Genomic DNA, 22,045 nt, shown 5'->3' with positions numbered 1-22,045 from the left:
CAGAACTTCGAGCGCTCACGGCTTTTAGTAGGGATGACAGGAGTTGAACCTGCACTCCCGAAGGAACTGGAACCTAAATCCAGCGCGTCTGCCAATTCCGCCACATCCCCATTACAATCATTGCCACGCCGGAGCGGGCAGCACCAAAGTATAATCGCCTCTTGCGTTTGAGACTAGGCGTCAGCTGCCAGCCCGTAGCCACGCGATTTCCACGGTATTCATAGCGTTTTCATGAGCGAACTCCCCACCAATTTGCAGGCCCTCCGCGAACAAGGCGTTCTCCGGATCACATGGCCCGATACCCAGGCCGATTTCCCGCTCGCGTTTCTCCGCCGGCAATGCGAATGTGCGCACTGCGTGAACGAATGGACCGGCGAGCAAATTCTCGACCCGGCGAGCGTTCCCGACGACATCGTGATCCAGAAGATGGACCTCGTGGGCAACTACGCGGTTCGCCTCGAATGGTCCGACGGCCACAATTCGGGACTCTACACTTGGAAACGGCTGCGTGAATTGGCCGAAAAACTATAGCGTGGCATCGCTACCCGGGGCATGAACCGGTGTCAGGGGCACTTCGACTTGGCGAACAATTCCCCGCGTTTCCACTTCAAAGCGAATCCGCGGTGTGTTCTCGGCGAGCAATTGTTGCACACGGCTCAGCAATTCGTCGCGGCCGGCAAACTGGTTGCCTTCGACGCTGTAGATACGGTCATTGACTTGAAAACCGGCCAGCGCGGCGGGCGAATGCGGCACCACGCGCGTGATGTACACGGTTTGTGGTTCCACAGGATCTTCCCGCCAGGAGAGCCCCAAGTGGACCGGATTGCCCGAGAGTTGAACTTCGACTTCCAGTTTCTCTTCAACGCCGGGCCGTTCGATGGTCAAGGGCAACACGCTGCCGCTCCGTAGCGCCATCGTTTCCAGCATTGCGGGATTCTCAACCGGCAATTGATTCACTGCGACAATTCGATCTCCCACGGCAACGAGACTATCGCTACTCAATACGCGATTGATTTGCAGTTTGTTGGGCTCACCGGGAACTGCTTCGGTCGTGAAATTCAACCGTGAGGCCAAAGGAGGGAGCGGCCGTTCAACGCGCCGTTGCGTGAATGGTGTATCCATCCGCGATTCGTTACGAAATCCGGGCAGCGTTTCGGTATCGGCCAGTTCTTCGACTTTCTCCAACAGATAGCCGGTGATTAACCGAATGCCTTCGACGTTGATCTTTTCAACATCGTCCGACGGGCGATGATAGTCGTCATGCAAGCCGGTGTGGATGTAAATCGATGGCACCTGAGCCTGATAGAAGGTCCAGTGATCGCTGTTCTCTTTATATTCCCAACTGAAATCGAGCCACGCATCATCCAGTCGAGTTGTGCTGAGCTGACGACGCAAGCCAGGGGCACACCGCGAACCGCCAACTTCGATTCGCCCATCGGTGAGCCGTCCCACCATGTCGATGTTGATCCCCAGCTTCATGTTGTCGAGCTGCAAGGTTGGCTGCTTGGCCCAGTGAGCGGAACCGAGCAGGCCTTTTTCCTCGCCATCCCAAAAGGCAAACAGGATCGACCGCTTGGGGCGATGTTCGGTGCGGGTCATCGCGTCGACCAATTCCAACACAGCCGAGACGCCACTGGCATTGTCGTCGGCACCATTATGCACGTAGCCGAAAGGGCCGTAGCTGTTGCTTTTTTTGCCGTAGCCCACGTGATCGTAGTGCGCGCCGACCAAGAGGTATTCGTCTTTCAACTGCGGATCGCTACCCGGTAGGATGGCGAGAATGTTGCGCTGATTGCCGCGGAATGCTTGGAAATAGGTCCCGTCGACCCCCGCGGGTTGCAGACCGATTTCCTGGAGATGGTCGACAATATATTTACCCGCGGCATGTCCGCCCCGCGAGCCGGCTTCACGTCCTTCGAGGATGTCCCCGGCCAAGAAATTCACATGTCCTGTAAGCTCAGGCTTGGTGATTGACGCATACGCCACATCAAACCAAGCGTTCTCTGCCGCCTGCAACGATCCTGCCGATGCCGCAAAGATTCCGATGCAGCAAATCCCCACGCAGCAACGGACAGATCGTTGCAATTTACGGCGACAGGACAAGACCATTCCGTGGACCATTAATTTTTTCCTAGGCATAAGCCACGCGAAGCGAGCCAGAGAGCCGTCTCCACAACATCGTTCTGAAAGTTTATCGACCAGCAACCCTGGAAACTGCTTAGCGCCCTAGCGGAATTTTATTGGTAACGATCAGTTGCAACTAACCAGTTGAATCAAATGCGCACGCCACGGGTGGCTATTTCCCAATGCAAAACTGGCTGAAAATTCGATCTAACACGTCATCCGTGTAAACAGCCCCCACCACGCGGCCTAGTTCCGCAAGCGCACTACGGAGATCCGCCGCCAGGAGTTCGTCGCCACCACCGGCATGCACAAGTGCGAGCGCCGATTCAAGTGATTCTGCGGCGTGGCGTAGACTGTCAGTACACCGTGCCGTCGTCGAGGCCACGGCCCCTGCTTGGTGAGTCGAACCAAGTTGTGTTGCAATCGCTTGTGCTAATAGTTCCAAACCTTCGCCCGTTCGGCTGCTGCACCGAATCATTACCGCTTGCTGGGATGCGTCAAGTTGCTCGGGCAGCAAATCGCTTTTGGTTTGAACCAGGATTGTCGAATCCGATTCAGGCAAATTTTCTAAGGGCGCGGTAGCATCAAAGCATTGGATCTGGCAGTCTGCCTGTTTTTTCTGCTCGCCGGTCATTTCTTGGGCCAGCCCTGGAATAGAGACGCCAGCGACAAGCGGATCAATGCCTGCCGTATCAATCAACGCGCATTGGAACCCATTCAAATCAACCGCAGCCATCAAGTAATCCCGCGTCGTACCCGCAAGCTCCGAAACCAGCGCGCGATCTTGTTCGTCGCTCACACGATATTTATCAACCAGGGCGTTGAACAAACTGCTTTTGCCAGCGTTCGGCCGCCCCACGAGTACCACCTTCGGTAGCAACTGCGACTGGTTCCGGCTAACCAGTTGTGCGAGCGTTTCAGCAACCAACTGTTGAGCCGCGACAAGTTGCCGCTCAATTTCTGCCGCAGCGATAAACTCAATATCTTCTTCCACGAAATCGAGTCCTGCTTCCAAATGGGCAAGCAGTTGCAAGAGTTGCTCGCGCAGAGCCATCAGCGGTTTCGACAATCCTCCTGCGAGTTGCCCCAACGCGGTGTGCAGCGACTCAGAGTTCTGGGCGTCGATGACCCCCAGCACGGCTTCGGCCTGGGTCAGATCGAGCCGGCCCGCGAGAAACGCCCGCAAAGTGAATTCCCCCGGCTCGGCCATTCGTGCGCCATGTCGGCAAAGCGTGCCCAGTGCCAACTCCAACAGTGGCGGAGAACCAAGCGTATGCAATTCTGCGCTCGGTTGCCGCGTATAACTGCGATCATTGGGCCAGAGCAGCAAATCGCACGGCAGCGACAGGCCTTCTTTCAATCGCAACTCGCCAGAGAGCGTTTGCGAACGCGTGATCGATCCCAGATTGCATTTCACTGTTGCCTGAAAGCATTGGGAAAGGCACTCAACCGTTTGCGGTCCGCTCACACGGATCATCCCTCGCGCCGCGCCACCCGCAGCCGTGCCAATCGCGGCGATCGTGTCGATCAGGTCAGGGATCATCGTGGTTAGCCGGCATCGTCTCGATGCCGTGAATCTACCGCTTCTTCTTCGGCCGTGAATCGCGTAAGGTGGCACCATTGCGGCTGCCACGGCCAGCAGGCACATCAACGTTGCCCGCGGGGACTAACGCTCCTGGCCCAGGTTTCGGTATAAGCTTACGTTCGGCGATGCCCCAAATGCTCGAAGCGATGAAGTAAATGCACAGCCCCGCCGCGACTTTGTAAAACATAATGCCCATAAAGAGCATCATGTAGGTCATGATCTTTTGTTGCAGGGCTGCCTGTTCATTGGCCGCTTCCGGCATAAACATCTTTTGCTGCAAAATAAACAGGCCGACAGTCACCAAAGGCAGGATATTGAGATAAGGCCCTAGGCCAAACATCCCCTCGCCGTTCGTAATGAAGGCCGGCATAATCGCCGACCAATTCCAGAACATGTCAGGCGCGGCTAGATTCGAACACCAGCGAATCGAATCACTGAACAGCGGGGCCTGACGCAATTCCACGTCAACCGCCAAAGCACGGTACAACCCCACGAAGATCGGCAGTTGAATGAACATCGGCAAGCAACCAGCCAGCGGATTGATGTTGTACTTACGATACAACTCCTGCATGGCCTGCGATTGCTTTTGAGGATCCTTGCCATATTTCTCTTTGAGCTTGTCGAGTTCCGGCTTGAGCTCCTGCATCTTCGCCATACTTTGGGCTTGTTTGCGGCTGATGGGGAACATGCAGCTTCGCACGAGCACAGTGAGCATGATGATCGCGAGGCCGTAATTGCCGACCCAGCCATAGAACGTGTGGAGCAGCCACAACATGCCTTGCGCAACTCGGCCAAACCAGCCGTAGTACATCAAATCGGCCAGCGTATATTTCGGATCGTTTGAAGCTATATATTGCGACAACAATTCGGGTCGTTTCGGGCCGGTGAAAATGTTGTACGAGTGGGCCAGCGTTTCTCCTGGTTGCAGCATGTTTGTCTTGCTGATCAATCGGCAGGTGACATTCGCATACAAACCATCGCTCGAACGCGACCGCGGCTTGGGGCTCAACGAAATCGGCCGGGCCACTTCGAGCCAAACCTCTTCGGGCGATTTCTTCATTGGGAGCATCATCGCGGCGAAATACTGGGCGTCGACTCCCATGAACGCCATCGAGCCCCCTTCGAAATCCTCCCCCTCGCCGTTGGCAATCGTCGTCGGCGCTTGTTCCTCGGTGCTACCGCCGAAGTAGCGACCCACCACGTCACGCAAACCCGCGGTTCCCCAATGTCGGCCAAACTTGCGGGCATACCACCAACCCTCAATCGGCAAGCCGTTGGGGCCGTCCAAGCGATAAGCCAAATCGACGGCCTTATCGCCCAAGTTGCGCACTTCGACTTCCAGCACGATGCCATAGGCCGGAAAGCTTTGATTTTTTTGTTCTTTTTCGGGAATGGGCGTGAGTTTGTATCGCTTGATCAATTCCAGCCGATACTGCGGTAAGAGCTTGCGGAACGTGACGCTTTCGGCATCGCTGGCCGCGACTTCCCAATAGGTCTCACGCAGCGCGACGCCCTCGATTTCGAGTTCCTCGGGCTGAAGTTCGGTCGCTGGGAGTATGCGGTCCTTACCGACGTGCTGCATGGTGAACACAAACGACGGCACGTCGATAAAATCTTTAGGAAGCTCCTTCGTACGCATCAGCACGTTTTCGCTTTCGGGCCGCATCACTTCGAGCGGGCGACGGCCCAACGTGGCCACCAACTTTTGGGGAGCTTCGTCACCACGGACGACGTTGAACTCAAACTTATTGCGTGGACGGCGCTTACCCAATATTTCGGCGAACTGTTGAGCTGTTTCGACCTTGAGTGCTTCCTTGTCGCCTTCCACCGAGACGATGCGGTCGCCGACTTCGACTCCCGCCTCAGCAGCAGGTGTCCCCGCGCCAACGACTTGTACCCGCAATCCGCCCTCAGGATCAGGCACCAACTCCAAGTGGCCGATGTAGCCACCACGATCTTGTAGGTCGCGGAACCGCGGATTCGCAAGTTCCACGCGACGCACACCGGCACCTTGATTGGTCAGCGTGAACAGCGCCCGATAAGGCGAAGCGGGATCAGCCGAACCGAGAGTCAAATAAGCGAGATCGGTTTCATCCTGTTCGGGGAAGTCGGTGAGCTCTTCCACCGATTCCTTGTCGGCATCCACGGCGGGGGCCGCTTCGATGCCAGCACCTTCGCCCGGCGGGTCGGCGACGGCTTGTTCTTTGGCTTTATCGGCCAACTTTTTCGGAGGGCGCGGCGGCGCTAGAAAGAAGCTGTTGAGCACCAGCACCGCAAACGAAAGGGCCAAAAATAAAATGACGCGGCGTTGGTCCACGACTGCTGATCTTTCTCTTAACGACTGTAGGGGCCGAGGTCTCCGACCCCGAACGAATTGGTCATTGTATGCTCATCGGGGCTCGATGATTAGGCGAAATCAGAACTCGCCTGCCCAGAAAATTGCCCCGGTTCCGGCCAACCTTTCGGCATTTTCACACGAAAACGCCCGTGGCCTCAACGCCCTTCCTTGATGCGGTCTCCCAGGAAATTATCCAAATCGGGAGTTTGATAGATTTTTTCCGCCGTCTTGCCAAAGTCGTAATCCACGCGGTGGAACGTCAATTTGTTGTCTTCCTGGACGACATAGCAAGAACGTGGATCGCCGTCGCGGGGCTGGCCGACCGAGCCGACGTTGACCATAAACTTTTCGTCACCACGAAATTCAAACACATTGCCCGTCTGTTCGGGGGTGATGAACTCTAAGCTCGAAAGAAACACGCCCGGCACGTGGGTGTGGCCTTGAAAGCAGCCCCGGTTGATCAAGCCGAAGAGCTTTTCCATCTTTTTCTGATTATAAATGTCTTCGGGGAAGACATATTCATTGACCGGGTTACGGGGCGAGCCGTGGACGTATAGCCAGGGTTCATCGCGATAAACACGCGGTAAGGTGCCTAGGAAATCCCAGCGGCGGTCGATCTGGTCGCGTGAACCAGTCGAGTTTTCCAGTTGATTGCGGGTCCAGAAAATGGCCCGCTCGGCGCCGCTGTTGAATCCCTCGGGGTCGAACATCGCGCCCTGGTCGTGATTGCCCAGCAGGCAAACCGTTGATTTCTCGATCACCAGATCGAGGCACTCACAGGGATTCGGTCCGTAACCGATAATATCGCCAAGACAGAAAACTTCTTGGACGCCTTGGCTGGCAATATGCGCGAACACGGCCTGCAAGGCTTCAAAATTGCCGTGGATGTCGCTGATAACCGCACGTTTCACCGGAGAGACGACCTCGCATCAACTAGCTGAACTCGATGTTGCTGGACTAGCTTGAGAGCATCCCCTCATGCCCGCGCTCTCCTATCCACGCGGCGGCACGTGCCAACACGTTGCTACACAGTACGTTGCTGCACAATGCCATTGCCAAATCGCCAGTCTAAGTACCGCTCGAAAGGGGGTCAAGGACGCCCACTGGGGGTGGCCCGACAACGCCCGACGGGTCGCGGACCGGCGGCTTCCCCTGAATCGTCGCCGAGTTCCCCGCCAAGCGAGCATTTTTTTGCAAGGTGGGGTCATGCCGCCCTGCACCCTTGGAAGGGGGCGCAGCGACTGGTAGTTTCAATAAATCAGCCAACTCACAGACCGCGGAGCCAACTACACTTGAGAATTTTGAGCCTGGAAACAAGTTTACGACAAGGCAGCGTGGCCGCGCTGATAGGGGAGGGCAACGGCGTTCAGTTGCAACAAGAGCTGCTGCTTCCCGCAGACGAGCGCTCCGCGCAAACTTTGCTACCCACGATTCAGGAACTCTTGCATGCCTGCCACTGGCAGCCCCAGGAACTTGATTTAGTCTGCGTGACTACAGGGCCCGGTTCCTTCACTGGCCTGCGAATTGGCGTGACCGCAGCAAAGACGTTGGCGTTTGCTGTGGGAGCCAAGCTCGTCGGCGTGCACACCTTGGCTGCACTGGCCGCGAGCGTGTCGCCAGTAAGCGGCCGGTTATGGGCTATCATGGACGCCCAGCGTCAGGAACTCTTCGCGGCAAGTTTCGCTGGAAAAGAAAAAACGAGTGAGCCCGTCACGCGCATTTTAAGCATCGATTCCTGGCTGTCCCAATTACGCACGGGCGATTCCGTCGTGGGCCCGCCACTCGCGCAATTAAAAGAACACCTGCCCACGGGCGTGACTGCCGCAGACGAAAAGCTTTGGCAACCGCAAGCAAGCGTGGTGGGCGAACTCGGCTACCAGCTTTTCCAACAAGGCTGCACGGTCGATCCGATTCAACTCGTGCCCAACTACTATCGCAAGAGTGCCGCTGAAGAAAAATTCCTGCAGGCTAAATCGTAAAGACCAGCGATTCGTTGAATCGCGGCTATTTCGAAATCTCAACGAGCACGTCTTCCGCTGCGCTGATGGTCTGATCGATATCCGCCTCGGTGTGCGCCGCCGAGACAAACAGCGCTTCATATTGGCTGCATGGCAAATAGACGCCGCGGTCCATCATCCCCCAGAAGAATTTCGCGAACAGCCCGGTATCGCAGTGGCTCGCACTTTGCCAACCGGTGATCGGGCCATTGCCAAAGAAGAGCGTCATCATGCTCGCCACACGCGCGAGGGAGTGTGCCACACCCGCAATCTCCGCCGCGGAGCGCAGTCCTGCTTCCAAGCGTACAGAAAGTTGCTCTAGCCGTTCGTAAGGTGGTTCTTCTTTCAAGAGTTTGAGCGTCGCGCAACCCGCCGCGGTGGCGAGTGGATTGCCACTCAACGTGCCAGCTTGAAAGACTTTGCCCGCCGGCAGAATGTGATTCATGATCTCTACCCGCCCACCGTAGGCGCCTACGGGCAAGCCCCCGCCGACGATTTTTCCCATCGTGGTGATGTCGGGTCGAATCCCCAAATACTTTTGCGCCCCGCCGAAATCAATGCGAAAACCGGTCATCACTTCGTCGCAAATCAAGAGCGCGCCATGTTGCTTTGTAAGCTTCGTCAAAGCCGTGCAAAAATCTTTGTTGGGGACGACCACCCCCATGTTGCCGACGATCGGTTCGAAGATCACCCCCGCGATCCGGCTGCCGTGAGTTTGGAACGCTGTCTCCAACCCAGCCACGTCGTTGTATTCCAAGATTAACGTATCTTTGGCCGTGCCGACCGTTACGCCCGGCGAATTGGGCGTTCCCAGCGTTGCCGCCGAACTTCCCGCCGCGACGAGCAAACTATCCACATGGCCATGATAGTTGCCGGCAAATTTGATAATCACTTCGCGGCCCGTATAGCCCCGCGCCAACCGAATCGCGCTCATTGTCGCTTCGGTGCCAGAATTCACGAGTCGCACTTTTTCGACCGACTCAATCGCGTCGATGATTTTTTCGGCAAGTTCGCTCTCCGCTTCCGTGGGAGCCCCATAGCTCGTGCCATGCTCCACCGCTTTGTTAAGCGCCTCGACCACGGCGGGATGACGATGCCCCAAAATCATCGGCCCCCACGAGCCGATGTAATCGATGTACTTGTTGCCGTCGATGTCGTAGAGATACGCCCCCTCGGCGCGCTCAATAAAAATCGGCGTGCCCCCCACCGCACCAAATGCCCGCGCGGGGCTATTCACACCCCCCGGCATCAACTGTTGTGCCCGTTCAAACTCGGCAAGGCTCTTAGGACGCAATTTCTTCGAAGCCGAATTATTCATTATATTTTTTTGATGTTAGCCGGCATCGTCCCGATGCGGTGCAACTTCATTCCGTTTCCAAAGTTTCAAGTTTCCCACGAGCCTGCTTCACTTCTGCGGCAGCCCAAGGCTTATCGCCATACAAGCGAATAATCGCGCGGTACATCAGCTTCGCTTGTTCAGGCTGCACGCCTGCCACAACTTCTGCCGCCGCCATACGTTCCTTGACCGCAGGGAGTTGTTCTTTCGCTTCGTCATCGGTTTGATTCTTGAGTTTCGCGAGTTCCTGCCTTGCCAATACCAACCATTTGCGATCATCCGCCGTGAGTGCGCTCCGGTCGTTGCCCGTCGCCACTTCACCATCGGCCGTCACACCCAGTGGATCGTACAGATCGATCAAATCGCTGAGCTTCGCCGCCGATTGTTCGGGTTTTGGCGATGCCAGCGCTTCCATGTAAAGCTGCTGAATTGGTCCGATGTCCTTTGCTCCAGGCACGCGACCTTGCACGCGTGCCTTGCGTTCGAGGCGTTGAAACTCGAGTTGATCGACATAGCTGGTAAGTTCCTCGGCCCGCGGATCGTCGGGAAACCGCTCCATGAATTCGGTGAGCTCCGTTTCGATTACACGCAGGTCACTGTCCCCTTCGCGATCAACGGTGGCCGTGATCGAAGTAAAAAGTTCGTCGGCCGTGGCAGGTCGCAAGAGGCGCCATCCTCCCCAGGCCATCCCCCCCAACAAAACGACCAGCGCTACCCAGCGGGCGATCAGCGCTACATGGCTTTCCTCTTCTTCTTGACGTTTGTGTCTCCGGGCTTCTTCGTCCACCGTTGTGAACCGCGTGCCGCTCATGCGCGGAGTCGTTGAAGGTGATTTCGCCTGTGTCACGGCTGCCGGTGCAATGACGGGTTCTTCTGGCTGGGCAATCGTCGGCGCGCCGTAAAGATCGTCTGCCGACACGGCAGCTTCACCGTGCAGCATCATCGGCCCATCACATTCGCTCGTGACATCGTTGCGCATCACCGCCGTCACGCCCGGTTTCGCCGGCTCGGTTGCCCAATCGACTTCGATTTCATCGCTCTCAACGGGTACTGGCGCTGGCCGAGATAGCGCTTTTTCCATCGCTTCCATGTGCCGACTTAAAACCAACACATTGGGAAAACGATTTTCCGGATCTTTGGCCAAAAGTTGATCGATCAATCGCCCCACCTGTTCGGGCGTTTCCGGCGCGTATCGTCGCACGGGATCAGGCTCGGCAAATCGCTGCAGCTGCAACATCTCGGGCATCGACTTCGCGCGAAACGGCGGTCGACCCGCGAGCAGGGCATACATTACGCCCCCCAGGCTATATTGATCGCACTTTTCTGTGACGGGTCGGCCATCGGCTTGCTCGGGCGACATATAATCAGCCGTCCCCAGCACGCCTCCCGCGGTAGTGAGCTGGCTCCCACCAAAGAGCCGCGCGATGCCGAAGTCGGCGATCTTGATCCGGCCATCTTTGGTGAGCAATAGGTTCGCCGGTTTGATATCGCGATGCACGATCCCATGATCGTGGGCGTGTTTCAGCGCGCGGCAGACTTGAATTCCAATTTGCAGCGTTTCCTGCCAACCAAATCGCCGACCCTTGTTGATTTCTTCTTCGAGGCTCGTGCCCTCGACCAGCTCCATGGAATAAAACAGGTTTCCGTCCTGTTCGCCGTAGCCATAGAGCCGCACGATTCCTTCATGGCGGAGTTTCTTGAGCGATTCGATTTCCGCTTCGAAGCGTTCGCGGAAGCCGTCTTCCATGGCCAACTGGGGGGCCAGTGCCTTGATAGCAACCCGTGTCCCCGCCCCGGCGCCGGTTCCCTCATAGGTGGCCGTGTAGACGGCCCCCATGCCCCCTTTGCCGATTTGCCGCTCGATGCGGTAAGGCCCGAGTTTCTCAATCTTCATCAATAGCCTCAGTTGCGCATTTGTCAGTGAAGTTAGCCGGCATCGTCCCGATGCCGAGATCACGGCAAATTTGTCAGTTTAATCCTATCACCCCGCGTTCACTCCAGCTAGCAGCCAGCGTTGCGGCAGACCTTGAACCAGGAAGCTGTTTTTCCTATAAGCCCACTGCAAATCTCCTTTCATTTTCACCTAGCGTGGGTCGTGGACACATTGTCAACGGCTCGACGAGGTCATTGGTATGTCTCGGCTGCAAATATTTTTCGTGGCGATCGTGGTAGGCCTTGTGAGCAATGTCGCGCACAGCGAAACCACGTTTCCGTATGTTGCTTATATCTCCGCGCCGCAAACGTATTCGCGCAGCGGTCCCGGGCAACAGTATTATCCCACGCAGCAACTGGCCCAAGGCCATGCCGTGGAAGTCTATCGCCACGACAGCGACGGTTGGTGTGCAGTGCGTCCCCCAGAAGGAAGTTTCTGCTGGATTCCTTCGCACGAAATTCATCGTGTCTCCAACACGACGGCCGAAGTCTCCGTGCAAACGACCGTGGCTCGCGTGGGAAGCACCGTTTCGCCCGCGCGGAGCGCCGTGCAAGTGATGCTTCGTCGCGGCGAGAAAGTGCTGTTACTTCCCGCGGCTCCGAACGATGATCCGCGCTGGGCTCGCATTACGCCTCCGGCGGGTGAGTTTCGTTGGATCGCCGCCAACAGTTTGTTGCGCACGCCACCCATCGAAGATGGGGCCGGTGTGCAACTCGCTAACGGTTGGACACGTCAACGCTTCCACAATGAAGTCCGACCGACATCGGGTGAATCGACCGAAGAATCCGCCGACTCGTTCGCTCACTTGCTACAAAGTGTGCCGAGCCCGCAGCCCAATTATCCGAATCCCACGGCAACGACCGCGACCGTAGTCCCCACTCCCACGGGCACCGATCCCGACGCCGTGCAACTCGTGACCGGTTCCCCAGCCGCGATCGAAATGGCCGACAGCACATCGCTCGCCCCACCGGCGTTGATGAATAACTCCACGCCGCTGCCCGGCAGCTCCAATCCCGCTGCACAATTGCCCGCTCCCATGCCACGTAACAGCACGACGCCACGCGTTCGGTTCAATGGCTCTCCCACGGTGATTGGCCCCGGTTCGGCGCGTGTGCAAGAACTGCAACTGCGGCTTTCGGAAATCATTGTCAAACCCAAGGAAGAATGGCAGTTCGGACCTCTGCAAACCGAAGCCGCCGCCATGCTCGAAAAAAGCGATTCCGTTTCCGAACGCGATCACTTGCGAAATTTGTTGGATCGCATCGCTCAATTCCAACAGGTTCAAGTCGGCCAGCCCAGCGAGACGCTCGCCAACATCCAATCAGCCAACGCCTCGGGCGAATTCACGGGACAGACGTCCAAGGTTCTCGACCTCGTTCGCACCGATTTAGGCGGAAAGTCAGCTAGTAAGAATGTCGACCCTTTTGATGGCCAGTCAACGGAAACTCAGCCTGAAGATCCCGACAGTCCTCGCTACGATGCAGTCGGGCGTCTGAAGCCAGTCGTCTCGCAGCAAGACGATGCGCCACGCTATGCGTTGGTCGACGACCGCGGCGGCGTGATTTCATTCGTCACCCCAACCCCTGATCTCAACTTGCAGCCCTACGTCGGCATGCGAATCGGCGTGAACGGTTCACGAGGGTTCATGCCCGAATACCGCAAAGCCCACGTGACGGCCGGCCGCGTCACACCGATCGAAGACCGCATCCGGCGGTAATGCATTCAATTGTGTGCATGCCACACAATGTCCAGCGTTAGCCGGCAGCGTCCCGCTGCCGTGATGGCATGCCACCCGCCCGCCGGTCCTCGTGGTACGCACTCTTAATCGGTAGCGAATTAATTATTTGCCACTAGCAGTCATACCCTTAATCTGACGTTCAAGCGAGTCGAGACTCCAATCGCCTGGAGCCTGGCTGGGCGGAAATTCCTTCAAGCTCAGAAGAAACTCGCTTGCCACCGCTTGCAGCGGCACCAACACGAATGCCCGATCGATCATCCAATCGTGGTAAGTGTTGGAGTTTTCCTGTGATTTCTCAAAGGGATCGCGGCGAAGATTAAATAACAACGGCAGGCGCAGGTGAACGAAAGGTTCACGCCAGACATCGAGCTGATGAGCACGATTTTCCAGGTAGATTGCCTTCCAGTCGCCGACTCGAATTGCAACGACTTCGCCGCCATCGTTCACATAAATAAAGTTCTTACGCGGTGAGTCTTTCGTCTTGCCGCTCAAGTAGTCCAGCAGGTTGTAACCATCGATATGATTCTTGTAAGTACGTCCGTTAAGTTCGACGCCACCCTTGAGCAACTTTTCCTTCATGTCCGGTGCACCGGCGGCGGCGGCAAAGGTGGGCAACCAGTCTTCATGCGACACAATGCCGTTCAGCGTTGTGCCGGCGGGAAAATGATTGGGCCAACGAACAAAGCAAGGGACGCGAAAGGCGCCTTCCCAGTTGGAATTCTTCTCGCCGCGGAACGGCGTAGTGCCGGCATCTGGCCAGGTGTTGTAGTGGGGTCCATTGTCCGTCGAGTATTGGACGATCGTCTCGTCGGCAATGCCAAGCTCATCCAGTAGATCAAGCAGCTCACCAACGTGCATGTCGTGCTCGACCATGCCGTCGCTGTACTCATCAGAATTCGGCCCAGCCAAGTTCTTATGCTCTTCCTTCACATGAGTGCGGAAGTGCATCCGTGTGCCGTTCCACCAGCAAAAGAAGGGTTTACCCGCTTCGTGCTGGCGTTTAATAAAGTCTTTCGCAGCGGCCAGGGTTTCATCATCAATAGATTCCATGCGTTTCTTGGTCAGAGGTCCAAGATTCTCGATGGTTTGCCCGCCCTTGCCGTCGGCCGTAGATTTGATAACGCCGCGAGGTCCGAACTTTTCTAGGAAAGTTTTGCCGCTCGGCAGTTTCATGTCTCGCGGATAGTCGCGGTTTTCAGGTTCTTCCTCGGCATTGAGGTGATAGAGGCTACCGATGAATTCATCGAAACCGTGCATTGTGGGGAGATGTTCGTCACGATCCCCCTGGTGGTTCTTGCCAAACTGGCCCGTTGTATAGCCTTGGCCTTTCAACACGGTAGCCATCGTCACATCCGACTTTTGCCAACCTTCCTTGGCGCCCGGCATACCGACCTTGGTCATGCCTGATCGCACCGGCACGCTACCGCTAATGAAAGCGGCCCGACCCGCCGTACAACTTTGTTGCGCATAATAATCGGTGAACGCGACCCCCTCTTTGGCGACTCGATCGATATTCGGCGTGTGATAGCCCATCATCCCCCGGCTATTGTGGCTGATGTTCCACGTGCCGATGTCGTCGCCCCAAATGACCAGGATATTGGGTTTTTTAGCTTCCTGGGCAAAAGAGTCGCTCGACGCGGCGGCAACCAGGACGACGACTAAAACAAGCCAGCGAAAAAAACGATGGCGAGACATGGCAATGCTCCAAAAACTTTGTGAGGAGAGTCCGCGTCGTGCAGACTACGAGCGATTTTTGTTGCTCACAGTTTAGTGCATGGCAATGGATTGTAAATATTTTTTCAACGCAAATTTGTGCCGAAATATCGATACTTCAACCAGAACGAAATAAGATGGACTGACCTCTTGAATGTCAGAGTTTACAGCAACTACAGTCCTTGGCCTCGACCATAGAAATTTCTAGAAGCGCATCCCACCGCCAACATTGGAGAAGAAATTCGCCGCGTCACCGCCAAACCCCCAACCGACGCGTACTCCGACTTCAAAATTTGGCGTAATTAAATAGTGAATGCCCGGACTGACGTAGGACTGACTTAGTTCATCCGAGCGGCCATCGGTAAAGATGCCAAAATACTCAATATGAGCATTCCACTGCTCGATCACCTCGACCTTGAGCACCGTCGAAGGCGCCCAGCGATCAAACTGATCGTCTTCTTCCGAGCCATCGCCGTAGCGGATCGCTGAGTCCCAAACCCAGTCTTCAGCCAGCTCCCACCCCCAAACATAAGCGGCCACCAAGTGCGTTGCCGTTTCGGGACCACGTGTGGGAGTGGTGGCTTGCACGATCGTCACACTTCGTGGTATCCAATCCGCTTGTTCCGTGATCGCTGCTTTGAATCCATATATCATCTTGGCTTCGGACTCGATTTCTCCCGAGTCGAGGTCGCCGGTTCCGCCCCCACCGCCGGAAATAGCATTCGATTCCCCGCCGACTTCATAGTTTGTACCCAGGCGAAGCTCAAGCCAATCATTAAAACCATAGCGAGCGATGTACTCAGGTAAACTATGAGTTTCAGGTACGCCGCGATTGTCGATAAACGAGTAACCCGCTTCCAAAATCAATCGCCCCGCCCCGGCGGTTGTTACGGCCGGAGTAAATGAATCACGATCGGTCTCGATGGGTTCTTCCCCGGCTTCTTGAGCGATCGCCTGCGGAGCGGCCAAAAGCAGTACTATTGCAACGAGCGGCAAAATCTTACGCATGGCGGTCTCTCAGGGTAGGGGGAAATCCAATCGCGACCTGCAACCGATTCTCAGCCCCACTTTCACCATTAACAGCTTCAGAATTCGATCTCACAAAAACACCCCAATCGAACAGAAGACTGCCTCAGGCGGAAATTGTCACTCTTCATCGTGACGGAGAAGTATATGAAGAGAATTCGCCGCTGCTAGCACGATTAGAAAGAGAGCTTCTCTCGTATCGTCGGCAGTACCATAAAATCACTTGAGTCGGGGTTCGTTTCGTGGCCAATTTTCTCCGCGATCACCATGTCGCTGCGTGAAAATTCTGGATTTCTGCCCCACTTTTGTGAGGACAGGACTTCGCGGAAATGCGCGCCGAGGGTGGCCAATAATCATTGTGGAAATGCATTTCTAAATCACGATAATGGGGCCTTATCGTTAGCATGTTAGAGGCCAGAATGCGTCGCAGGCGGATAGGCAGCTCCGGCGACGCACAACCAAACACTACTGCGGTCGTACTTTTTGTGATAGCGTTGAGAATCATGACCCACTGATGGTGTAAAAATCAGGGCACAGGCCGTGGTCTGGTGAACGCGCTCGGTCTCCCGTAAAACCAACTGGTATTGCATGATGATAGAGAACTTATTGGAGAGAATTTCTGACGGACAAACAGACTTGGTGTTTGATTACGTTGAGGCTGGCCACTCTGCAAAATCAACACATTGTGGAGGTGTGTCGCTCATCAAGTGGTGTGCCTACCACGGCGACGTAACTGCCATCAAATTCCTGCTTCGCGAGGGTGAGTCCCTGGAATCGCTCGGAGACAATTTCGATCTCAATGGCGCAGTCTTTCATGGTTATCCCCGACTTTGTCAGTTCCTTATCGAGCAAGGGGCGGACGTGAACAGGCCGTTATTGGGCACCGGAGAAACACCTTTGCATTCGTCGCTGTGCACAGCAGATCGAAAGAACCATGATCATGTGCTTCAACTACTCCTCGAGCATGGTGCGAATCCAAACTGTGTGACCAATCCCTCTGTTGAAACCGAGTCCTTCATGCGTGACATCAGAACTCGAGCGGAAACACCGCTTCATCGCGCAGCGGCGTTTGGTAACGAAGGAACAATTCAAATGCTGCTTGATGCCGGCGCTCGCGTCGATGCAAAAGACATGAATGGTGATTCGCCGCTCACATGGGCCAGCTGGCATTTACGCCCCCGATCCATTTTGCGTCTGCTCTGTTATAACCATTATCGGGCGTAGATCATCAATCGGCCGCAAAGTGAGATCTTGGCATGCTTGTGGTGGTGGAATGTTTTCAACCCGTTCGATCTCACAGTTTGAATCCGTGTGGTGCCAATGATGAAATGGATCATTGTGATTATCGGTCTTGCAGTTGCTGGGTTCTGTTTGTTCGGCTATTTGGCCACGTTTGAGCTCAATGTCTCGAATGCGATATATTTCCGTATTGGATATGTTCTCATTGGCTTGAGTTGCCTTTTGGGCGCAGCATGGCTGATTTTTTCACGGAAGAGTTCGTCATGAAGACCGAGTCAGTTAACCCACTGCCGGTCCGAACGGCCACACCTCATTCCTGGCCACGCCGAAGGTCCAAACATAAGCCAAACACGATGAAAAAAACACGAACTTCTTTCGAATCGCGCAAAAAAGTCTGCCAAGTTGGACAAGTTAGAAGAGTTGGCGTTTTTTCCGAAGAAAACGAGGGTCGCCGCCGGAAATCAACTTGGCAAAGTTGGACAAGTTGAGCACGAAGAGGCGAGATGTCGGAGATCAGAGGCCAGGACTACTGACCCCGGCCTCTCACCTCTCACCTCTGCCCCCTATTTCCATCACCTTTTGATCGTCCCGCGCATGATCCGCGTCGCGAGCTCAGATACCCTTGGGTCCGCGTCCTCGATGGCGACCGCTCGGGCGATGCCGATCAGTTCGGGGTCGTTTGTGGTGGCAAGCGCGGTGAGGGCTTTGAGTCGTACGTTGGCGTCGGTATCGGAGAGCAATTCTTTGAGCCACCGCCGGGCCGTTCGTGCGGGGAGGACTTGCAGATCATCCACGAGGTTTAATCGCACTTGAGAGTCGGACGAAGTGAACTTACTACCAAGCACAAGCTCATCGTTCGTTAGCCCACGTTCCTTGAGGACCGTGCGGATGAGACCCGCTTGGAATTTGTCGGCTGCGTTCAAATCCGTGAGTAAGGTTCGCGTGTCTTGTGACTTGAGTTGGGCGATCCGCGTCTCCATCTCTTCCGGCGAGGGGACATCGATTGTTTCAGCCGCTGCCATGATGGGCGTCGATACGGGCGTTTGGGCATCGGCCAAGGGTTCAGGATTTGGCGCAGCAGCAACCGGCGTTTTCGTTTGCCATTCCGGCAACCAATCCGTCGCCGCGGGAAGCTGCGTCGAGCCGGTGATTTCCTCAGCCGTTTTGGAATTCACAATTTGTTCGGCATCAACCGCAAGCGGTCGTGGTGCTGACTCCTGGCGGGTACTGGCGATTGCGCGCTCGCTGGGGAGCGCGGGGAGACGAATCTCGGGGGCAGGGGGTGTTGCCGCGGTGACTACCACAGGTTGTTCGCTGGGAAGTGTTCGCAGACGTGGACCCACCGGCGGAATCGCGTCGAGGATCGTGCTGCAATTCGTCAACAAAGGAACGGCCACAGCGGGGGGAATGTCGGCAGCCAAGTCAGCGAGTTCCACGGCGAGTCGGGTGGCCCATTGCTGCCCGAACGGTCCGAACTTGTCGACGTTTTCCGCCAGCGCCGCGGCGAGCAGATTCGTGGGCGTGGCAATGTCGTACGCCGTGTCGGTTTCGTGGCGTAACTTCCACGTGGCGAGTTGCTCCTTGATGATCTCGCGAGCCGCCAAGGCGACGTCGGCTTTTTCGGAAGCCGCTCCACGAACCAAGGCCGTGATTCCCGTATCACCGAACCTCGCGACTTGTATCAGTACGGGTCGACAATTGGGGTGCTCGGTGCGTTCGAGTTTGGCAACCAAACCATGGGCCAGCCGCTCTTGCTGCCAAGCACGAACGTGTGGCCAAAGCGTAAATGCCGCTATCAACATCGTGGCCACGAGCCCGGTGAGAATCGTAAGACGGGCTAACAACGAACGCGGTTTGGTGACATCCATGACACCAACTCACAGGTGGTTTTTGAGGGAAAGTTCACCACGATTTTCATCCAAGCTGGCAGTAGCGGCAAGATCAACCGTTGCCGACAGTGATAGCACTCCCGCGATCCCACAGCTTTTTGCTGGGGTCGCCTCCCCCGCCGTGCCGAATAACTTCTACGACCCGCAAATCTTTCCAAGCGTTGCGGGCAAGGGTAGGGGGGAATTGAATGCATCGCTGTCTGCGCAGAACGAGCGCCGTTGCGCTCCGTGGTCATCGACCGCTTCGCCGTTTTGCGGCGTGGTCGTTAATTATCTGTCTCACACTGAGCTGGGTTGGAAACTCTCGCGCGGCCGAAAAGTCGCTCGAAGCCAGCACCTCGGATCAGGCACGTTCGGAAGCTTTGGAAGCGATTCCGCTACGAAAGATCACTCCCGAATATCGTCAGGCCGTGCAAGCTGTGCTCCAAGACACGAGCGTCTTCCGTCGCTTGCCGACGCAGGTTGTGGATTGCGATCCCGACATGTTTTCGTTTCTGGCCAAGAACCCGGAAGTGCTGGTCGAGATTTGGCGCGAGTTGGGGATCACGCATGTGACTCTCGAACGGATCGACGCCAATTCGTTCCGCATGGCCGACAATGCTGGCACGACGGGCAAGCTCGTCATCGTCGAGCAAGCTTGCGAAGACAGCGCACAGAATCGCTTTGTGATGTACGCCGAAGGCAGCTACGAGGGCAAACCGTTCAACAAACCGGTGAAGGCGCAATGCGTGCTGCTGCTGCGGAGCGGTTCGTTCGTCGAAAGCAATGGTCGCAACTATGTCGCGGCGCGGCTCGATTCATTCATTCACATCGACCGTGCCAGTTTAGAGATTTTCGCGAAGGTGGTGCACCCACTCGTAGGAAGAATGGCAGATCGCAATTTTTCCGACACCGTGACCTTCGTGGGCAGTTTCTCGCAAGCCGCTGAAATGGAGCCCGCACGCATTAAGCGGCTGAGCGAGAATCTGGAGAATGTGAGTGTGAACCGGCAACGCGAATTGGCAAAAATTGCCTACGATTGCCACGAGCACTCGATTCTCGAACTGACAGCTGCTGGCCCCGCAAAAACGGTGAAATAAGCTCCCGCAAAGCATTTTGCCGTTTTCCAGCAGAAATATACCAAGGTTTGTTCCTCTCCCGCGAAGACGTTCCCGACAGCATGTGCCTCCATTAGGGGGCATTGCGGCTGACCGGGTTCGTCAATAATCAAAGAGTGCATGGCGGTATTTACCAGCACTCGTGAAGCGGGAGGGAATGGACCATGAAGTTCAAAGCATTCTTATGTTGCGTATGTTTGGCCTTAGCACCCACATCGTGGGGCCAAGCCGCGGATGTCGATTTACGCGACGCAGCGCTGCCGATGGCTCATCTGGCAGTCTACGGCAAGCACAACCCCGAGCGTGATTACCAACGCGACTATCTTGCCGAAGTATGGCAAACTGTTCAGGAAGAAAAGATTCCCGAGCGAATTCTGAAAATCGTCACCTCGCGGCTGCCTCAGGACAAACTCGACGAGGCCCAGCAGGTGATCGACGAAATAAGTGCCGCGATCGATCCCAGTTTGAAAGAATCGATCCTGAGCTCTGAGGAAGTGCTGTATTTGCAGATGATGGAGTTCCCCATGAACCACCATCTGATCGCACTACGTTATCCTGGCGACGGTGCGGAAAAAGTCGAAAAGAGCTGCCAGAACTTACTGAAATTGCTGGAAGCAAAAAGCGAGGGCAAGGTCCCAGTCACTCAGATCAGTCAGGGGGACGTCGAGATCACCGGCTTGGTGCTGCCACCGAACTCACCGTTTCAGCCGGTGTTTGCTCGTCTGGATGATGTCTTTCTGATCAGCAGTTCGCACGTCATGTTGAGCCAAGCCCTTGAGATGCTCAAAAGCGATAGCGGCAAGTCAAAGTTCGATGACCCTCGCTTCGCCGAAGCCTTTGCCAAACTCCCCACTCCCGAGGATGCGACCGTCATCTTCGATGGCCAGCAGTTGTTCAAGCAACTGGGGTCAATCGGCGGTTTTATTCGGCAACAGTCGAAAGAGGATCCCCAAGCCGTGCGAGTGGCTGATGCTGTCGACATGCTCATCAGCGAGCTTGCGGTGATCGATTATGAAGTGACCGTTGAATACACCGAAGGATTTGAGAATCGCGCCGCGACCTTGGGCAAAGTCACCGCCGATGCGAAAGAGAAATTGCTCGGCAAAATGCTGGGAAGTGGTAAGCCGTTTGAAGATTGGCAGACATGGATCCCCGCCGACGCGGTGGCTTATTCTCTTTCCAAGGGCGTGCAGCTTCATCCGGTGTACGAACATGTGATGGAGATTTTGCAAACCAAGTTTCCTGAATCAAAGGACGCCTTAGCCAAATTTGAAAAGGTGCAAGCAGATCTGGATTTGTACCTCGACCGCGACATTTTGCAGTCGTTCAGCGGTGAAAGTGTTTCAGTGACTTTGCCGCGTGCCGATGAGGGGCAAGATTCCGTGTTCGCGTTGAAATGTTCCAATCCGGCTCGCATTCGCGAATTGTTGCATCGGTTGGTCGACAACCTCAACAAGCTGCCGCCGTTGCAGGCTCAGCAGATTTCGCTAGCCAAGGTGGAGTCGTTGCCGGAGTTTGAAATGCTCAATGTGCCGATGTTGGTCGCTTTCAATGTGAAGCCGATCATAGGTTTTCATGATGGGTGGATGATGGTGGGCTCGAATCCCGAATGTGTGCAGAAAATTCTGGATGCCCGTGCAGGCAAAACAGACACGATTGATAGTTCCGAACATTTTGAACGGTTTCACTTAGCAATCGAAGGCCCTGTGGATTCGCTCGCCTTCACCGATTTGGAGAAAGGTATTCACCACGCGGCAGATATGATTCGCAAGGTGGGGGGTATCGCGCCGATGTTCCTGGCCATGGCTGGGGCTAATGCCAATGCCGAAGAAATCAAACCGATTGTCGAAGCATTGGCCTTGCTGCCAAGTATCGCGAACGTGGTGGAGAAGTTTGATTACTACCAAGCAAACCTGATGGTTGTGCAAGCTGGTCCGCTGCCGGATTCGTACTTGAAGCAATCGGTGACGTTGATTCGCCCGCCTGTGACAACCAGCAAGTAACAAAACCACCGCCGCAGATTGAATTGA

Annotated in this window: 15 protein-coding genes and 1 tRNA gene; 6 read left to right on the top strand and 10 right to left on the bottom strand. The window is 55.7% G+C overall.

The window, feature by feature from the left end; all coding sequences use genetic code 11:
* Positions 1-28 precede the first annotated feature (28 nt).
* A tRNA-Leu gene (locus SH678x_RS14235) sits at positions 29-110 on the bottom strand.
* 121 nt (positions 111-231) lie between these two features.
* Between SH678x_RS14235 and SH678x_RS14230 the strand changes: the two genes are divergently transcribed.
* Complete coding sequence (locus SH678x_RS14230) at positions 232-531, top strand: DUF971 domain-containing protein (RefSeq protein WP_496919122.1); 300 nt, start codon at positions 232-234, stop codon at positions 529-531.
* Here SH678x_RS14230 and SH678x_RS14225 read toward each other — a convergent pair.
* From SH678x_RS14225 to SH678x_RS14210, 4 genes are all read right to left on the bottom strand, one after another.
* The gene (locus SH678x_RS14225) at positions 526-2,121 is read right to left on the bottom strand and encodes a M20/M25/M40 family metallo-hydrolase (protein WP_496919121.1); all 1,596 of its coding nucleotides are present in this window, start codon (positions 2,119-2,121) and stop codon (positions 526-528) included. The genes SH678x_RS14230 and SH678x_RS14225 overlap by 6 nt on opposite strands.
* A 175-nt stretch (positions 2,122-2,296) precedes the next feature.
* Positions 2,297-3,667, bottom strand: coding sequence for a tRNA modification GTPase (locus tag SH678x_RS14220; protein WP_496919120.1), 1,371 nt, complete (start codon positions 3,665-3,667; stop codon positions 2,297-2,299).
* A gap of 34 nt (positions 3,668-3,701) precedes the next feature.
* Entirely contained in the window at positions 3,702-6,026 is a 2,325-nt protein-coding gene (locus tag SH678x_RS14215; RefSeq protein WP_496919119.1) for a YidC/Oxa1 family insertase periplasmic-domain containing protein, read from the bottom strand.
* Positions 6,027-6,202: 176 nt separating this feature from the next.
* Positions 6,203-6,958: a metallophosphoesterase family protein gene (locus SH678x_RS14210; RefSeq protein WP_496919118.1), complete on the bottom strand. Its 756-nt coding sequence runs from the start codon at positions 6,956-6,958 to the stop codon at positions 6,203-6,205.
* 381 nt (positions 6,959-7,339) lie between these two features.
* Here SH678x_RS14210 and tsaB point away from each other — a divergent pair, with 381 nt between their 5' ends.
* Positions 7,340-8,026, top strand: coding sequence for a tRNA (adenosine(37)-N6)-threonylcarbamoyltransferase complex dimerization subunit type 1 TsaB (gene tsaB, locus SH678x_RS14205; protein WP_496919117.1), 687 nt, complete (start codon positions 7,340-7,342; stop codon positions 8,024-8,026).
* Between the two features lie 25 nt (positions 8,027-8,051).
* On the opposite strand, the gene hemL is transcribed toward tsaB, so the two are convergent.
* Together hemL and SH678x_RS14195 are read right to left on the bottom strand one after the other, a co-directional pair.
* A complete protein-coding gene (gene hemL, locus SH678x_RS14200; protein ID WP_496919116.1) occupies positions 8,052-9,362 on the bottom strand; it encodes a glutamate-1-semialdehyde 2,1-aminomutase in 1,311 nt (436 codons plus the stop codon).
* 46 nt (positions 9,363-9,408) lie between these two features.
* The gene (locus SH678x_RS14195) at positions 9,409-11,274 is read right to left on the bottom strand and encodes a serine/threonine protein kinase (RefSeq protein ID WP_496919115.1); all 1,866 of its coding nucleotides are present in this window, start codon (positions 11,272-11,274) and stop codon (positions 9,409-9,411) included.
* Positions 11,275-11,512: 238 nt separating this feature from the next.
* Between SH678x_RS14195 and SH678x_RS14190 the strand changes: the two genes are divergently transcribed.
* The gene (locus tag SH678x_RS14190; RefSeq protein WP_496919114.1) at positions 11,513-13,030 is read left to right on the top strand and encodes an SH3 domain-containing protein; all 1,518 of its coding nucleotides are present in this window, start codon (positions 11,513-11,515) and stop codon (positions 13,028-13,030) included.
* 123 nt (positions 13,031-13,153) lie between these two features.
* Here SH678x_RS14190 and SH678x_RS14185 read toward each other — a convergent pair whose 3' ends face one another.
* Both SH678x_RS14185 and SH678x_RS14180 read right to left on the bottom strand, forming a co-directional pair.
* On the bottom strand, positions 13,154-14,746 hold the full coding sequence (locus tag SH678x_RS14185; protein ID WP_496919113.1) for an arylsulfatase: 1,593 nt from the start codon (positions 14,744-14,746) through the stop codon (positions 13,154-13,156).
* 222 nt (positions 14,747-14,968) lie between these two features.
* A complete protein-coding gene (locus SH678x_RS14180) occupies positions 14,969-15,772 on the bottom strand; it encodes a transporter (protein WP_496919112.1) in 804 nt (267 codons plus the stop codon).
* 606 nt (positions 15,773-16,378) lie between these two features.
* On the opposite strand from SH678x_RS14180, the gene SH678x_RS14175 reads away from it, so the two are divergent.
* Positions 16,379-17,014, top strand: a complete 636-nt coding sequence (locus SH678x_RS14175) for an ankyrin repeat domain-containing protein (protein ID WP_496919111.1) — start codon at positions 16,379-16,381, stop codon at positions 17,012-17,014.
* 587 nt (positions 17,015-17,601) lie between these two features.
* Here SH678x_RS14175 and SH678x_RS14170 read toward each other — a convergent pair.
* Positions 17,602-18,897, bottom strand: a complete 1,296-nt coding sequence (locus SH678x_RS14170) for a HEAT repeat domain-containing protein (protein WP_496919110.1) — start codon at positions 18,895-18,897, stop codon at positions 17,602-17,604.
* A gap of 209 nt (positions 18,898-19,106) precedes the next feature.
* Between SH678x_RS14170 and SH678x_RS14165 the strand changes: the two genes are divergently transcribed.
* Together SH678x_RS14165 and SH678x_RS14160 are read left to right on the top strand one after the other, a co-directional pair.
* A complete protein-coding gene (locus SH678x_RS14165) occupies positions 19,107-19,997 on the top strand; it encodes a hypothetical protein (RefSeq protein WP_496919109.1) in 891 nt (296 codons plus the stop codon).
* Positions 19,998-20,179: 182 nt separating this feature from the next.
* Positions 20,180-22,018: a hypothetical protein gene (locus SH678x_RS14160; RefSeq protein WP_496919108.1), complete on the top strand. Its 1,839-nt coding sequence runs from the start codon at positions 20,180-20,182 to the stop codon at positions 22,016-22,018.
* Positions 22,019-22,045: the final 27 nt, after the last annotated feature.

This window comes from Bythopirellula superficialaquae, from assembly GCF_059632245.1.
The sequence above is the reverse complement of the archived record's forward strand: the minus strand, read 5'-3'. Positions and strand labels throughout refer to the sequence as shown.